The following is a 15,209-nucleotide window of genomic DNA, read 5'->3' on the forward strand; positions in this document are numbered from 1 at the left end:
GATATGAATGATTAGCCTAGAGAGTGGCACATTACCGGCGCCCGTGGAGCGAATTGCCGGACCGTACGATGGCGGACTCCCGACAGAAAGGTGCCGCCTGTGGACCCCGAGGCCGACCCGTCCACACCGCTCGAGTCCTTCGCCTCCGCCGTCCGCGCCGGCTGGCACGCCGTCAGCGCGGTGAGCGAACCCGCACCGGCCGGACTCGTCGTCCTCACCGCGGCCGTCGCGCTGGTGCTGGTATCGGTGCGACCGCTGTGGCTGGTGACCCGGCACGTGATCACCCAGGCCCACGAAGGCTCGCATGCGCTCGTCGCCCGGCTCGTCGGCCGGCGGCTGGCGGGCATCCGCCTGCACAGCGACACCTCGGGAGTGACCGTGTCCTCCGGCAATCCGCGCGGTCCGGGCATGATCGCGACCGCGTTCGCCGGGTACACCGGCCCGGCCGTGCTCGGATTCGTCGCCGCGACGCTCCTCACCACCGGCCGGCCCGCGGCGGTGCTGTGGTCGGTACTCGCGGCCCTCGCCCTGCTGATCCTGTTGATCCGCAACTTCTTCGGATTCGTCTCGGTGCTCGCGGTCGGTGCGGTGATCGGAGTCGCCGCGTACTACGGCGACGAGCTGGTGCGCTACACCGTCGCGTACCTGACGACCTGGGTGCTGCTGTTCGGCGCCACCCGGCCGGTCCTCGAACTGGCGCGCACCCATCGGCGCGGCCGCGGGCAGGGTTCCGACGCCGATCAGCTGCGCTGGCTCACCCGCGTACCGACGGCCGTGTGGATCGTGGCGTTCGCGGTCGTCACGCTCGGCACCGCGGCATACGGCACCGCACGGATCGTCGCGGCGCAGGTGCCGTGATCACGGTTCGAGTTCGATCGCCACGGCCCGCACCGGCGCACCGTCCGCACCCTGCAGCCGCAGCGGAAGGAGACTGATCAGCGGATCGGGAAAGTCGACGAGTTCGAGGTTGCACAGGTTCTCGCACACGATGCCGCCGGCCGCGGCGACGAGCCGATGCGCGGAAAAGTCGGCGCCCAGAGCGGAGTCGATGCTCGGGGCGTCGAGGCCGATGGCGTGCACGCCGCGTTCGAGCACCCACCGGCACGCGTCCGCCGCCAGGTAGGGATGCTCGAAGTAGGTATCGGTGTCGTAGTGCTCGGCCCAGCCGGTATGCACGAGGACGATGTCGCCGGGCCCCGGCTCCGGCCCGCCGGCGAGGTGCCGCGGGGTCACGGCGGTACGCGGCGGCAGGCCCCGCACGTCCAGGACGACTCCCCGGCCGACGAAGCGGTCGAGGGGAACCTCGTCGATCGGGGCGGCCCGGGCGCGCATGTGCAGCGGCGCGTCGACGTGGGTTCCGGTCTGCGAACCCATCTCGATCCGCAGCAGGTTGTACCCGTCGCGCTCGAGCGTCGCGTGCGGGCTCAGCACCGGGACGGGATCTCCGGGATAGACCTGGGTGTCGCCGGAGACGGTCCGGCTCAGGTCGACGATCCGGCGCACGCGCATGCGCCGATGCTAGACCCGGTGCGATCGACCCCGTGCGATCGTGCCCCGTCGATGCGTCGCAGGCCCGGGCGTCGGTCCGGGGCTCTCGCGCCAGGGGCGCTATCGTGCGGGCCGCAGGTGGTGCCGGTCGGCACGGTCGATGGTGAACGCCGCGACGAGCACACCGAGCACCACCCCGACGAGCGTGTCGGCGATCCGGCTCATCGCGATCTCCGGGCCCAGGCTCTCGCCGAGCCCGGTCAGCAGCAGGGCCATCGCGGTCACCGCAACGGACGTCGCGGCATAGTTCTTCATCACGTACAGCTCGGCGACGACCTGCAGCACCACGATCGCCAGCGCGTACGGCCAGTAATCCAGGGACAGCGCGATCAACGCCGCCGCGAGCACGGCGCCCGCGACGTTGCCGAGCAGACGCTGGATCGCCCGCTGCACGGTCTGCCGGTAGTTGACGCCCTGCAACGCGGCCATCGCACCCATCGTCGCCCACAGCGGGTGGTGCAGACCCGCCGCGGCGGCGAACCAGCCCGCCAGGAGCGCGGCGAGGAGCACCCGGCCGGCCCCGACGAGGATCGCGCGGTCCCGCAGCCGCGCTGCTCCGTCACGCACGAATCCGACGGGCCGGGCGGGGACGGGTGCTCCGGTCCCGTCGACACGCGGAATGGCGATGTCGCGGCGGACTTTCCGAAGTTCGGCCTCGAATCGGGCGAACTCGGCCACTCGATCGGGCACGGCGTCGGACTCGGCCTCGTCGACGACGGCACCGGCCGCGGCGAGCAGCGCGAGGAGTTCGTGGGTGTGGACGCCGGTTCGGGAGCCGAGCGCGACGACGTCGTGAGCCCGGGCGATCGCCGCGCGGGCGCCCGGCACCGCACGGTGACCGTCGCGCTCGATCGCCGCGACCGCCGCGAGAGCGCGGGCGACGGCGATCCGTGCGGGCCCGTGCGGGTGATACAGGGCGGGGGCCATCGAGACAACCCATCCCACAACGACTCCCACGGTCGCTGCAACAACCGCGTCCCGCAGGTCCGTGCCGGTGCGCGCGAACCCGGCCGCGCCGGCGGCCGCGAAGACCAGGATGACCGGACCCGGCCCGGACAGCCGGAAGGCACCCAGAACCCAGAAGGCGAAACCGGCCGCCACCGAGAGCACCGCGATCTGGGCCCACATCGGCACCGCGCCCGCGCCGACCCCAGCGCCGAGCGCGACGTAACCGACCACGCCGAGACCGACCATCGCGATCTTGCCGGCCAGCCGCGGATAGGGCTCGTAGCGTCCGAAGGCCGAGGCGAGTGCGCCGAGGGCGGCGAAGCCGGCCAGGTGCGGCAGGTGCAGCAGGCCGCCTCCGACGAGGGCGACGAGCACCGCTGTTCCCACGCGCAGTGCCGGGGCCACGGTGGCATCGGCACTGCGGAATTCGAGCGCCTCGCGCCACGCTGCGGGCGACAGCGAATGCGCGAGCGCGGTCCTCGAGTGCCTGAGGCGGCCGTGGTCCGGGATCGGGAGGGAGGGGTGCACCGCTCCAGTGTAGATATTTCAGAGATAAATTAAATGTGAATTGAGTGTGAGACTCCTCGCTAGGATGGACCCATGTCGGACACCGCCCAGCCCGAGGACTTCGTGGATCACGTTCGGCTCGGCTGGGCCGAGACGCACCCCGGCTTCGACACCCGCCCGATCGACGTCATCGGCCGTATCACCCGGATCAGTTCCCTCGCCCTCTCCCAGCTCGACCGGGAACTCGTGCCGAGCGGCGTCACACGCCCCGAGTTCGAAGTGCTGTGCGCGCTGGCGCGCAGCAGCACGCCACTGCGCGCCAGCGAGGTCACGTCGGTCACCGGGTTGAGCGGCGCCTCCACCACCAAGCACGCCGACCGCCTCGTCGGGCTCGGGCTGGTCGAACGCCGGCGTTTCGAGCGCGACGGCCGCGTCGTCCTGCTCTCCCTCACCGAAGCGGGCCGCGCCGTGGTCGACGCCGAGTTCCCCCGCCGCGTCGAGCGTGAGCGCCGCATGCTCGACGGCTTCACCGACGACGAACTCGACACCCTCACCGCGCTGCTGCGACGGCTCACCCGCGCGGTCGAGGACCACACCCGTCACTGAGACGGGACGTCGGGACATCCCGGCCGTCAGTGCAACCCGGCCGTCAGTGCAACCCGGCCGTCAGTGCACCCGACCGTCAGTGCAACCCGACCGTCAGGGCATCTCGACGGTCTCGGCGCGTTCGATCTCCCCGAGCGCGCGACGCAGGTACGTGCCGGGGTCCCCCCGGCGAGCCGCCAGCAGGTCGGCCAGCACGATCAGGCCGGCCCGCAGGTATTCGTCGGGGCGAGCCTTCGGTGCGTCGGGGTCGGACACCCCGAGGGTTCCGGTGAGCACGGCCACCACCGTGTCCGGGTGCAGCGACGGCAGCCACGCGGCCCCCGTGCGCGCGCTGCGCTCGAACACCGCCTGCACGTCCTCGCCGGTCAGCCCGTCGGGGTGCAGCTCCTCGAGTAGCTCGCGCATCATCGTCGCGTGCACGCCCGCGACCTGCTCGTACGGCAGCGCTACCAGCTCGGTCGTCGCGTCCTCCCAGGCCGCGGCCGACCGCGACCGGGCGGCGGCGAGCGCCGCGCTGGTGTGCTCCGCGATCTCCCGCGCGAGCTGCGGCAAGTGCGTGGGCCACACCATGTCCTCCTCGGGTCGCCGATGCTCCCGGCGAGCGCCGGCGCGTCACGACGAGCCTGCCATGCGGCACCGACACGGTCAGCCGACGCGGCGCTGCAGTTCGAGCGCGTCCCAGGGCGCGTAGCCCTTGATGTCGTTGTCGAAGTACACGTACACGTCCCGCCCCTCGGAACGCCAGCCACGGATCCGCGCCGCCCACTCGTCCAGCGTCTCGGGGGCGTACCCGCTCGCATACAACTCGGTGTCTCCGTGCAGTCGCACGTAGACGAAATCGGCGGTGGCCTCGGTCAGGAACGGGAACCGCCCGGCTGTGTCCGCGACGACGAGGGCGACGCCGAGCCGGGCCAGCAGAGCCGCCGCAGCCGGGTCCGTGAAGCCGGGGTGACGCACCTCGAGCGCGTACCGGAGGGGCCGGTCCGCCTCGGTCTCCGTCCACGCCCGCTCGCCGGGAACCTTCTCGGTGTGGCGCGCGGCGAGTGCCGCGGCTTCGGTCGTCGAGGCGGGTAGCCGCTCGACGAACCCGGCGATCAGCTCCGGCTCGAATGCCAACGAGGGCGGCAGCTGCCACAGCACGGGCCCCAGCTTGGGGCCGAGGGCGAGCACACCGGACGCGAAGAAGTTGGCGAGAGCGTCGTCGACGTCGACGAGGCGCTTCATGTGGGTGACGTACCGGCCGCCCTTGACGGCGAAGACGAACCCGTCCGGTGTCTCGTCCCGCCACCGCAGAAAGCTCGACGGCCGCTGCAGCGCATAGAAGGTGCCGTTGATCTCGATCGATCCGAATCGCTCCGCGGCGTACTCGAGTTCGCGGCGCTGCACCAGCCCCGCCGGGTAGAAGTCGCCGCGCCATTCGGCGTACCGCCAGCCGGAGATCCCGATCCGCACCCTAGCCATCGCTCCACAGTAACGCTCGTCACGACTGGGAATCGGATCGTCATTCGGCAGGCGGCAGGGGCGGCACGGGCCTACGCTGTGCCCGAACTACGAGACCGCATCCTAGGAGTGGCCGTGTCCGAGAGAGCTTTCACCGCAAACGATCAGTTCAGTCCCCTGTTCAAACAGATGTGGTGGTTGGTGCTGATCCGGGGCATCCTCGCCGTGTTGTTCGGTGTCGTCGCCCTGGTGTGGCCGGGGATCACCGTCTGGGCCCTGGTGGTGGTGTTCGGCATCTACGCCATCGTCGACGGCGTCGTACTCGTCTACCACGCGATTCGCGACCGCGCCCGCCTCGACGGCTGGGGCTGGTGGCTCGCGATGGGCCTGGTCTCCATCGCCGCGGGCATCGTCGCCCTCGTCTGGCCCGCGGCCACCGCACTCGTGGTGCTGTACATCATCGCGTTCTACGCGATCCTGTTCGGCGTCACGGGCATCATCGGTGCGCTGAGCTTCCGGAAGGTCCCGAACTCGGGGTGGGGGTGGTCGCTCGTCGCCGGCATCCTCGCGGTGCTGTTGGGTGTCGTGCTGCTGATCTTCCCCGGCAGCGGCATCATCAGCCTGATCTGGCTGCTGGGAATCTACGCCATCCTCTTCGGCGTGCTGCTGATCGTCGTGGCCTTCCAGGTTCGGAAGGTGGCGAAGGAGGCCGGGCTCGTGTGAGCCCGGCCCCGGGCCGGCGGAGGAGCTGTGTCAGGTCGCATCCTTCAGCCGGCCCCAGGCATGCCAGCGGTCGATCTCGATCCAGGCACTGACCCGCGGCCGGTTGCGCACCCCGTAGGGCTTGCCGGTGTAGTGCCGCGCCACGCGGTCGATGTCGGTCAGCTCGGGGTCGTCGACGAACTCGACGACCCGCCCCTGGATGCTCACGTGGGTCACCCAGTCCGCCGGGTCCATCGCGCTCAGGCTGACCCGGGGATCGCGGCGCAGGTGCTCGAGCCGCTTGCGCCCGGCATCCATGTTCACCAGGATCCGGCCGTTCTCGAACAGATACCAGGTGGGCACCGACACCGGATGCCCGTCGGCTCGCACCGTACTGATGGTGGCGTAGTTCGGCTGGGCGAGCATCTCGGCGACGGCCTGCGGCAGCGGAGGTCTGGGCACGGCAGTGGTCCTCTCGTCGGAAACGGTCGGGCGGTCCGGTGACGAACCTACGCCGGTTCGGCGCGAAACCGCCCCACGACGGAGCGAGCGGGTCGACGATGGAGGGGGCACCGAGCCCGGCCGTGGAATGGCCCGACAGCCGAGGAGTCGAGAACATGCCGAAGTACCTGTGGCAGGTCACCTACACCCCCGAGGGCGCGCAGGGTCTGCTCTCCGAGGGTGGTTCCGTCCGTAGTTCCGCCATCACCGAGATGGTCGAGAGTGTCGGTGGCAGCGTCGAGTCCGTGCACTTCGCGCTCGGCGGGCACGATCTCTACGTCATCGGGGAGGTGCCCGACGATCTCGCGGCGGCCACGCTCGAGTTCCGCACCCGGGCGTCGGGCATCGCGCGTTCCGTACCGATCCGGTTGCTCACCCCCCAGGAGATGGACGACGCGGTGCATCGCAACGCCGCCTACCGGACGCCGGGGCACTGAGCGGGCCGCTCCCCCACTACTGAGCGGGCCGCTCCCCCACTACTGAGCGGGACGCTCCCCCACTACTGAGCGTCCCGCTCCCCGGGCACCGAGCGGGACGTTCCCCGACTACCGAGCGTCCCGCTCCCCGGCGGCCGGACCGCCGGGTCAGAGCAGGTCGAGGAACAACTGCGCGGCCGCCGAGGACGGGGCCGGGGCACGGCACACCAGCGCCAGGGTGCGGTGCGGTGGCCCGGGCCGCAGCCCGATGCGGTGCAGGCCGCTGCGTCGCGCGATCGGTTCGGGGATGACGGCGACCCCGAGACCGTGGCGGACGAGTTCGAGCAGGCGATCCATGTCCCCGACGCGGAACGTCACGTCGCGGTGCACGCCCGCGCGGACGAACAGCGCCTCGACCGTGGTCTGCAGGCCGGTGCCGGCCTCGAATTCGATGAACGGGTACGGCTGCAGCTCCGCGGGATCGATCTCACCGACCGCGGCGAGCGGATGGCGGGGCGCGACCACGGCGGTGAGTTCCTCGGTGTAGGTGCGGAGTGTGACGAGGCCGGGCGGGAGCGGACGCGCGTCGAGAGCGACGAATGCGAGGTCCAGTTCGGCGGTGGCGAGGGCGTCGAACAGTTCGGTGGTGGTCGCCTCCCGCAGCGCCACCTCGATGCCCGGGTGAGTGCGGTGCAACTGTGCGAGCAGCGACGGCAGATCCGCGGCCCGGAATGTCTGCACGGTGCCCACCGCGAGGGTGCCGGCCTCGCCGCTTTCCAGTCTCGCCACGGCTGCGCGGGCCTCCGCAGCCTCGCGCAGCAACCGCTGCGCGTAGGGGTAGAGCGTTCGGCCCGCCGCGGTCGGGAGCACCGACCGGGTGGTGCGCTCGAACAGCGACGTCCCGAGTTCGTTCTCGAGCGCCCGCACGGACGCGCTGAGCGCCGACTGCGACAGGTGCACCGATTCGGCGGCCCGGGTGAAGTGCCCGAGGTCGGCGACCGCCACGAAGTGCCGCAGCTGCCGTAGTTCCATTCATCGACCCTATCGCTCGGATTCATCGATTCATCCCGTTGGACACATCAATACCGGGGCCCGCAGGATCGGTGCCATGCAGTCCACGTCCACCGGCGCCCCGACAGCCCGGATGCCCCGCCGGCTCGTCGGCGCGATGGCCCTGGCCTCCGGTCTGGTGGTGGCCAACAGCTACTACGCTCAACCGCTCGTCGGCGCCGTCGCCGACAGCCTCGACGCCTCCACCACGCAGGTCGGATGGGTAGTCACCGCGGGGCAGATCGGGTACGCCGCCGGCCTGGCCCTGCTGGTGCCGCTGGGCGACATGGTCGAGCGGCGACGGCTGCTGCGACGCATGCTCGTGCTCACGGCCGCCGGCCTGCTGGTCATGGCCTGGGCACCGAGCTGGCAGATCCTCGCCGCCACGGCCGTGCTCGTCAGTACCGGATCGGTCGTGGGCCAGATCCTCGTCCCGTTCGCTGCGAGCCTGGCCCGGGACGACGAACGCGGACGTGTGATCGGAAACGTGATGACCGGCCTGCTGCTCGGCATTCTCCTCTCCCGCGTCGTGGCGGGCCTGGTGGCGGAGATCGCCGGGTGGCGAGCGGTATTCGTGCTCGCGGCGGTCCTGATGCTCTGCACCGTGCTGCTGGTGCAGTCCCTTCCGGTCCTGCCGCCGGCGACCACCGCCGGCTACCGCACGGTGCTCGCCTCGGTGGTGTGCTTGATCCGCGACGAACCCGTGCTGCGCAGCCGCATCGCCTACGGTGCCCTGACCTACGCCTCGTTCGGGGTGTTCTGGACCAGTGTCGGCTTCCTGCTCGCCGGACCAGGGTACGGGTGGTCCGAGGCCCGCATCGGGATCTTCACCCTCGTCGGGGTCGCCGGCGCGCTGGCAGCACGGACGGCCGGCATCTTCGCCGACCGCGGCTACGCGCGCCGGCAGACGGGTCTGTTCGTCGCCGCCACCGCGGTCAGCTTCGTGTTCCTCGCCTTCGGCGAACAGCACGTGCTCGCACTCGCGGTGGGCGTCGCCCTGCTGGACCTGGGCATCCAGGGAACGCACATCAGCAACCAGAGCCTGATCCAGCCGTTGCGGCCCGACGCCCGCAGCCGCCTGAACACCGCCTATATGACCTCCTACTTTCTCGCCGGCTCCCTCGGCAGCGCACTGTCCACGGCTGCCTACCTCACCGGCGGATGGCGTGCGGTCTGCGTCCTCGGAGCGGCCTTCCCCACCGCGGGTTTCGTCCTCTTCGTCCGGGAGTTCCTGCGGCGGAACCGGTGTGCTTCCGGAGCGGAGTCACGCGACGACGGACACTCGACGGGTGTGCAGAGGTGACCGCCTTGGACGCGTGAGTCTTTGCATCAAAACGGGATTCGTCTTCCTTGTGGGCATTCGTCAGCTCGTGACGGGACGGTCGCTCAGGACCAGCCGGCACACGTCCTCGACGTTGCGCAGCGCCTCGGCGAACCTGATGCGATCCGTCGTCCACAGCATCAGCGAAGTGAGCATGGTGCTGCCGATCGCCAACGACGCCAGCCGGGCCCGCTCCGCCGGAATCCCCTCCATCGCCTCGAAGACGGCCGAACGGTTGACCGCCGACCGCTCGACCAGAGTCTCCACCACATACGGATCCCGGGAGGTCTGCAACTCGACCTCCAGACGGGCGAAGTGCGGGCCCCGCTGGAACGCCTTCATCTGCCGCACGTACAACCGGACGACACGCTCCACCGCATCCTCCGCGCGGGCGTCGCGGTCGGATCGGCGCCGGCGCTCGGTGGCGAGCCGCTGCGACAGGCGGTCGTTCCACGCCACCATCGCGGCGGCGAGCAGTTGCGGCTTGGCCGGGAAGTACCGGTACAGGGTGCCGAGCGCCACTCCGGAACGCTCGGCCACGTCCCGCATCTGGATGCTGTCCGGGCCCGTCTCCTCGAGCATCGCGACGACGGCCTCGGTGATCCGGTCACGTCGCCGCAACTGCGCGGGCGTCATGTCGTCCGGGCTCATGGGCACGCCGGCGGCTGCGGAACTCACCCGCGCAGACTAGCGTGCCCCCGCGGCAGCGACGCCGGGGTCACAGCCCGAGGGTTCGTCGCGACGATTGTCTTCATGACCTCGCCGGCGCCTCTCCTCCGGGATACGGAAGCCTGGTGACGCCGAGACCGCCGCCGCCGCCGCGTCGCACCCCGGCCGGCACGGTCGCGACCGGCAGTCCCGGTCAGTGAAATAGAATTGTGTTCTACTTCTAGAGGTCCTGTATTCCAGAAGTGGGGTACTTGAACGAGCACCGTCCTGGGTCGAATGACCAGCGAGCCCCGGATAGGGAGGAACATGATTCTATTGAATGCGCCCCCGGGGCGGCTACGCTGCGAGGCGGACACCCGGCAGCCTTCCCGGCACCGAGCACCCGAAGTCGTGCGCTTCCCGTCGACGGGATCGACCACCGGAGGTGCGAGCCGCCCTGCAGGACAGTCCGGGCCCGTGCGGGCCACTCGTCCCCGGCCCACGAGGCCGGCATCCACCGAAGCAAGGAGACGCCGTGAGTGACACCGACCTGACCGGCCGCACCGCCGTGGTGACGGGAGCCGGGTCCGGCCTGGGCCGGGCCGAGGCACTGGCACTCGCCGAACGGGGCGCGGCTGTCGTTGTGAACGACATCGGAGCCGCTGCACACACCGTCGCCGCCGAGATCGAGGAGCGAGGCGGCAGGGCGATCGCCGTCGAAGGTGACGTCGGAACCTGGTCGATCGGCGACCGTCTCGTCGACGCGGCCGTCGACCAGTTCGGCAGCCTCGACGTCGTCGTGAACAACGCCGGCATCATCCGTGACGCGATGCTGGTCACCATGACCGAAGCGATGTGGGACGACGTGATCCGGGTGCACCTGAAGGGGCATGCGGCACTGACCACCGCGGCGGCGAGATACTGGCGTGCGCAGTCGAAGTCGTCGGACTCCCCGGTGTACGGACGGCTGATCAACACCACGTCGGAGGCGTTTCTCTTCGGTGGGGCGGGGCAATCGAACTACGCCGCCGCCAAGTCCGGGATCGTCGCCCTCACCCTGGCCGCGGCACAGGGGTTGTCCCGCTACGGGGTCACCGCCAACGCCATCGCCCCGAGAGCCCGCACGGAGATGACCGCGCACGTCTTCGACGAAGACCCGTCCGGTTCGCCCGTGGACATCCTGGCTCCCGAGCGGGTGGCAACCTTCGTCGCCTACCTGGCGTGCCCGGCGTCGAGCCGCGTGAACGGGCAGGTCTTCGTCGTCTACGGCGACATGGTGGCGCTGATGGCGCCGCCGGTGGTGGAGAACCAATTCACCGCCGGATCCGGGGTCTTCACCGTCGACGAACTCGACGCGCAGGTCTCCGGATACTTCGCCGATCGTCCCGCCGACCGTACATTCTCCGCCCGCAGCGTCGCAGCCCTGGACACCACCGGCGTGCGCACCAAGCTGGCGTGACGGCATCCCGCCGGGGCGGGGAGAACGCCGGTGTTCCGCATAGCGCACCAAGCAAGTGCTAGGTAATGTGAGGCGAAGGAGGCCAGACATTGACTGTGATGCATAGTGACCCGATTCCGTTGCCGGACATGCCGCGCGAGCAGCGCCCCAGTGTCGCAGAGCGGTTCACCCAGATCCTCGACGTCTTCGCGTCCGGTCCCGACCGGATGTTCCTCGAGGAGATCACGGCCGCCACCGGGTTGCCCCGCTCGACCGTCTTCCGTCTCCTCACCCAGCTCGTCGACCTGCACTGGGTCGAACACGACTCCCGCGGATACGGCCCCGGTCTGCGGATGCAGACGATGGCCCGGCCCCGGGACTACTCGCAGCTGCGCGCCGCGGCCGCGGGGATGCTCAACGACCTGCAGATCGGCACGGGCGGTGTCGCGCACCTGACCGTGCTCGAAGGCTCGTCCGTGTACTTCCTCGACCGGATCGGGGGCGCGGCCAGCGCGGGCATCCCCTCCCAGGTGGCGACCCGGCTGCCGGCCGAGAGCACCGTCAGCGGACGGGCGCTGCTCGCCGGCCTCGAGCCGGAGCGGGTCGACGCACTCATGACGGCGGGACCGCACGTGCGGTCCCGGGCCGACCTGTCGGCCCTGCACGAGCGCCTGAACCGCGTGCGCCAGCGGCAGGGTCTCGCGTTCGTGCCCGGCCACTCGTGCCCGATGTCCATCAGCGCCGTCGCCGCACCGGTCGTCGGCCCCGACGGCGTCGTGGGCGCGATCTCGGTGGCGTGCCGCGGAACGGTCGAACTCGCCCACATCGCGCCGATGGTCTGGGCCGCCGCTCGCCGCACCTCACAGGTGCTCACTCCCGGCCGGTCCGGTTCCACCGCGCGCACCCGCCTGTCGCACCGAACACGCGTGGGTGTCGTGAACTAGAACGGGGGCGGCGCGCCGGAGGTCGTCCGGCGCGCCGCGAATTCACTCTTTCCGCAGGCTGTTCCGCCGGCGGGCACTGCTCACGTCTCGACGCGGACGAACACTCCCCGCGCCTCGACCGTGCGCTCACCGCGGCACTCGATCCAGCCCTCGGCGACGGTCTTCCGGCCCTCGGTCTCGACGATCCGCGAGTACAGATCCAGCGGCTCGTCGAGCGGCGTGCGCCGCAGGTAGCGCAGGTCGAGCGACGCCGTCAGCGAACGGCTGCCCCGGGCCTGCATGAGGGTGCCGAGCATGCAGTCCAGCAGGTGGGCGCTGAACCCGCCGTGCACGCTGTCGGGTGGGCCCTCGTGCAGGGCGTTCGCGACCAGCCGGGCCCGCGCCTCGTCCGCGCCGAAGTGGATCTCGAGCGGAATGCCCATCGGGTTGTGGGTGAACAGCGCCCACGGCTCGCGCCCGCCCGTGTCCCGGGACCGCGACGGTCCGTCGAACGGGGGACGCAGCACCCGCGGACGCGGCCGGCTGCCGAGGGTCTCGGCCAGTTCGGCGATCGTTGCGCGGGCGGCGCGGACGGTGTCGGCGTCCGCCGTCGTGGTCGCCGCGGCCAGCATCAGCGCGCGGGTCGCGGCGACGAGCTCCGCGGTCGCCTCCCGCAGGTCCGCGGGCACGTCGACGGTACGGGTCATCGGGAGCCTCCTCCGGCGACCCGGCGCGCGAGCGCCCGGCCGATGCCGCGCCCGGCGCCGGTGACGAGCGTCGGGCGCCCGGCGGTCGTCACGCGGGTGCCCCGATCCGGGGCGCGGACCCGAGGACGTCGCCCAGCGCGGCCGCCGTGGCGTCCGCGCCGCCGAGGGTGAAGCACAACTGCCGTCCCCACAGAAAGTAGCGGTGGATCGGGTAGTCCACGTCCGCACCGATACCGCCATGCAGGTGCTGCGTCGCGTGGACCACCCGCAGACCGCCTCGTGACGCCCACCATTTGGCGACGAGAACCGCGGATTCGGCCTCCTGCTCCCGTCCGGCGTCGAGCAGCCACGCCGCCCGCCGGGTGGTGAGCCGGATCGCCTCGGTGTCGAGGTAGGCATCGGCCGCGCGCACCGCCACCGCCTGGTTGGTCGACAGTGGCCGGCCGAATTGAATTCGCTGCGAGGTGTATTCGGCCGTCGTCTGCAACGCCTGTTCGCACACGCCCAGCTGCACCGCGGCGAGCGCGAGCTGGATCCGGCGGCGCACCCAGGCGACCGTCTCCGCGCCGTCGCCCGGCAGACGATCGACTGCGGGCACGACGACGTCGTCGAACCGGACATTGGCGAAGCTGCCCCGGTCGGTCGCGGCGACCGGTTCCACCGTGACGCCGTCCGCCCCGGTCGGTATCACCACGACGGCGAGCGAACCGTCGTCGCACCGGACCGGCACGGCCGTCGCGGCGGCCACGGCCGCGGCGGGCACACCGGCGACGGTTCCGCTGACGACCAGGTCGTCGCCCTTGCTCACCGCCGACAGCGACGTGAGTTCACCGTAGGGGGCCTCGAATGCCGCGACGACCGGCCGGGAGCCGTCCACGATGCCGGGGACCAGGCGTTCGACCTGCTCGGCCGTGCCGAACCGGACGATCGCCGAGGCGGCCGCCGTCACCGACCACAGCGGTACCGGCGCCACGTGCCGGCCCTGCTGCTCGAGCACGGTGATCAGGCCGAGCAGACCCATCCCGGCGCCCCCGGACTCCTCCGGCACCGCGATGCCGAGCAGGCCCGCGTCGGCGAGGGCACCCCACAGCGTCGCGTCGAAACCGCCCTCCTTCTGCTCCACCTCGACGACCCGCTCGACCGGCGCGAGCTGCCGGAAGAGCTGGGACGCCAGATCCTGCACACTCGTCAGGTCCTCGTCGAGTTCGAAATCCATGTCAGCTCCTCGTGCTGGTGGGGGCGTCGGTGCGGCGACGGGCGGCGAGGGTCATGCCGAGGCACTTGGCGGCGACGATCTCGCGCATCACCTCGTTGGTGCCGCCGCCGAACGTGTTGTTCTGGGCTCTGCGCGCCAGGGTTTCGACGCGTCCCTCGACGACGGCTCCGGGGCTGCCGGGCCGCAGCAGGCCACGGACACCGAGGATCTCCTGCATCTTGCCGTAGGCGGTGACGACCGCCTCGGTGCCGAAGATCTTGGCGGCCGCGGAGTCACCGCCGCCGAGGGTGTTCGCGGCGACGTCCGCGACGAGCCGGAGGTTGACGAGGTCGGCGGCACTGAGCAGTGCGTACGTCTCCGCCAGATTGGTGCGCACCCAGGGCAGGTCGTAGACGGTCCCCGCGCCCAGGGGCTCGGACTGCGCCCAGGCGAGCACGGCGTCGTACAGCTCGTTCGCGATGCCACCGCGGGCCGCGAGCGCGACCCGCTCGTGGTTGAGCTGGTTGGTGATCAGGCCCCAGCCCTGGTTCAGCTCGCCCACGACGTTGGTCAGCGGCACGCGGACGTCGTCGTAGTAGGTGGCGGAGGTGCTGATGCCACCGACGGTGTGGATCTCGGTCACCGAGAACCCGGGCGCCGACGTCGGTACCAGCACCACCGAGATGCCCTGGTGCCGCGGCGCGTCCGGATCGGTGCGGACGGCCAGCCAGATCCAGTCCGCGTAGACGCCGGCGCTGGTGAAGATCTTGTTGCCGTTGATGACCAGTTCGTCGCCCTCGATGCGGGCGCGGGTCTGCAGCGAGGCGAGGTCGGTGCCCGCGTTCGGTTCGGTGTAGCCGATGGCGAAGATCAGTTCACCGGCCAGGATCGGCGGCAGGAAGAAGTCCTTCTGCGCCTGGGTCCCGTGCTTCATCAGCGCCGGCGCGACGGTGTTGAGGGTGACCAGCGATAGCGGTGCGCCGGCGCGGATCACCTCGTCGTAGAACACGTACAGGGCCTCGGGATCCTCTCCCCGCCCGCCGTATTCGGTGGGCCAGCCGAGACCGAGCCACCCGTCGCGGCCCATCCGTCGCAGGATGCGGTCGAACACGGGTCCGCCCTCGGTCTGGTCGACGAGGGCGCGCCGGTCGTCGTCGTCGATGATCTCGGCGAAGTAGTTGCGTAGTTCGGTGCGGAGCCGACGGGAATCGTCGGACAGTTCCGGGTGCATAGCCCCTCCAGGTGGATGTGGTGTGGTC

The 15,209-nt window shown here is 71.0% G+C and carries 17 protein-coding genes; 7 read left to right on the forward strand and 10 right to left on the reverse strand.

Annotated features, from left to right (window positions below; genetic code table 11):
- Positions 1-99 precede the first annotated feature (99 nt).
- A complete protein-coding gene (locus tag F1734_RS00275; RefSeq protein ID WP_010594050.1) occupies positions 100-858 on the forward strand; it encodes a M50 family metallopeptidase in 759 nt (252 codons plus the stop codon).
- Here F1734_RS00275 and F1734_RS00280 read toward each other — a convergent pair whose 3' ends face one another.
- Together F1734_RS00280 and F1734_RS00285 are read right to left on the reverse strand one after the other, a co-directional pair.
- Positions 859-1,509 carry a cyclase family protein gene (locus tag F1734_RS00280; protein WP_010594051.1) on the reverse strand — a complete coding sequence of 217 codons (651 nt, stop codon included), beginning with the start codon at positions 1,507-1,509 and terminating at the stop codon, positions 859-861.
- Positions 1,510-1,608: 99 nt separating this feature from the next.
- Positions 1,609-3,024, reverse strand: coding sequence for an FUSC family protein (locus F1734_RS00285; protein WP_010594052.1), 1,416 nt, complete (start codon positions 3,022-3,024; stop codon positions 1,609-1,611).
- Between the two features lie 72 nt (positions 3,025-3,096).
- On the opposite strand from F1734_RS00285, the gene F1734_RS00290 reads away from it, so the two are divergent.
- A complete protein-coding gene (locus tag F1734_RS00290) occupies positions 3,097-3,609 on the forward strand; it encodes a MarR family winged helix-turn-helix transcriptional regulator (RefSeq protein WP_140189013.1) in 513 nt (170 codons plus the stop codon).
- Between the two features lie 93 nt (positions 3,610-3,702).
- Here the strand turns inward: F1734_RS00290 and F1734_RS00295 are convergent, their stop codons facing one another.
- A complete protein-coding gene (locus F1734_RS00295) occupies positions 3,703-4,179 on the reverse strand; it encodes a hypothetical protein (RefSeq protein WP_119700150.1) in 477 nt (158 codons plus the stop codon).
- Between the two features lie 75 nt (positions 4,180-4,254).
- Positions 4,255-5,070 (reverse strand): DUF72 domain-containing protein, encoded by an 816-nt coding sequence (locus tag F1734_RS00300; protein WP_203011213.1) that lies wholly within the window; start codon positions 5,068-5,070, stop codon positions 4,255-4,257.
- Between the two features lie 108 nt (positions 5,071-5,178).
- On the opposite strand from F1734_RS00300, the gene F1734_RS00305 reads away from it, so the two are divergent.
- A complete protein-coding gene (locus F1734_RS00305; RefSeq protein ID WP_010594057.1) occupies positions 5,179-5,772 on the forward strand; it encodes an HdeD family acid-resistance protein in 594 nt (197 codons plus the stop codon).
- Between the two features lie 30 nt (positions 5,773-5,802).
- Here F1734_RS00305 and F1734_RS00310 read toward each other — a convergent pair whose 3' ends face one another.
- On the reverse strand, positions 5,803-6,213 hold the full coding sequence (locus F1734_RS00310) for a TIGR03618 family F420-dependent PPOX class oxidoreductase (RefSeq protein ID WP_203011214.1): 411 nt from the start codon (positions 6,211-6,213) through the stop codon (positions 5,803-5,805).
- Between the two features lie 155 nt (positions 6,214-6,368).
- On the opposite strand from F1734_RS00310, the gene F1734_RS00315 reads away from it, so the two are divergent.
- Positions 6,369-6,689 (forward strand): GYD domain-containing protein, encoded by a 321-nt coding sequence (locus F1734_RS00315; RefSeq protein WP_010594059.1) that lies wholly within the window; start codon positions 6,369-6,371, stop codon positions 6,687-6,689.
- A 147-nt stretch (positions 6,690-6,836) separates the two neighbouring features.
- Here F1734_RS00315 and F1734_RS00320 read toward each other — a convergent pair whose 3' ends face one another.
- Positions 6,837-7,700 carry a LysR family transcriptional regulator gene (locus F1734_RS00320; protein ID WP_203011215.1) on the reverse strand — a complete coding sequence of 288 codons (864 nt, stop codon included), beginning with the start codon at positions 7,698-7,700 and terminating at the stop codon, positions 6,837-6,839.
- Between the two features lie 76 nt (positions 7,701-7,776).
- Here F1734_RS00320 and F1734_RS00325 point away from each other — a divergent pair, with 76 nt between their 5' ends.
- The gene (locus tag F1734_RS00325) at positions 7,777-9,021 is read left to right on the forward strand and encodes an MFS transporter (RefSeq protein WP_203011216.1); all 1,245 of its coding nucleotides are present in this window, start codon (positions 7,777-7,779) and stop codon (positions 9,019-9,021) included.
- 60 nt (positions 9,022-9,081) lie between these two features.
- On the opposite strand, the gene F1734_RS00330 is transcribed toward F1734_RS00325, so the two are convergent.
- Positions 9,082-9,675, reverse strand: a complete 594-nt coding sequence (locus F1734_RS00330; protein WP_082061191.1) for a TetR family transcriptional regulator — start codon at positions 9,673-9,675, stop codon at positions 9,082-9,084.
- 547 nt (positions 9,676-10,222) lie between these two features.
- Here F1734_RS00330 and F1734_RS00335 point away from each other — a divergent pair.
- Positions 10,223-11,146 (forward strand): SDR family NAD(P)-dependent oxidoreductase, encoded by a 924-nt coding sequence (locus F1734_RS00335; protein WP_017680079.1) that lies wholly within the window; start codon positions 10,223-10,225, stop codon positions 11,144-11,146.
- Positions 11,147-11,244: 98 nt separating this feature from the next.
- Positions 11,245-12,069 carry an IclR family transcriptional regulator gene (locus tag F1734_RS00340; RefSeq protein WP_203011758.1) on the forward strand — a complete coding sequence of 275 codons (825 nt, stop codon included), beginning with the start codon at positions 11,245-11,247 and terminating at the stop codon, positions 12,067-12,069.
- A gap of 80 nt (positions 12,070-12,149) precedes the next feature.
- On the opposite strand, the gene F1734_RS00345 is transcribed toward F1734_RS00340, so the two are convergent.
- The 3 genes from F1734_RS00345 to F1734_RS00355 all read right to left on the reverse strand — a co-directional run bounded on the left by F1734_RS00345 (position 12,150) and on the right by F1734_RS00355 (position 15,181).
- On the reverse strand, positions 12,150-12,755 hold the full coding sequence (locus tag F1734_RS00345; RefSeq protein ID WP_040269870.1) for a PaaI family thioesterase: 606 nt from the start codon (positions 12,753-12,755) through the stop codon (positions 12,150-12,152).
- Positions 12,756-12,843: 88 nt separating this feature from the next.
- Entirely contained in the window at positions 12,844-13,971 is a 1,128-nt protein-coding gene (locus tag F1734_RS00350) for an acyl-CoA dehydrogenase family protein (protein ID WP_203011217.1), read from the reverse strand.
- Between the two features lies 1 nt (position 13,972).
- On the reverse strand, positions 13,973-15,181 hold the full coding sequence (locus tag F1734_RS00355) for an acyl-CoA dehydrogenase family protein (protein WP_003938756.1): 1,209 nt from the start codon (positions 15,179-15,181) through the stop codon (positions 13,973-13,975).
- Positions 15,182-15,209 lie beyond the last annotated feature (28 nt).

It is taken from the genome of Rhodococcus ruber (assembly GCF_016804345.1).
Taxonomy (GTDB): Bacteria; Actinomycetota; Actinomycetes; order Mycobacteriales; family Mycobacteriaceae; genus Rhodococcus; species Rhodococcus ruber.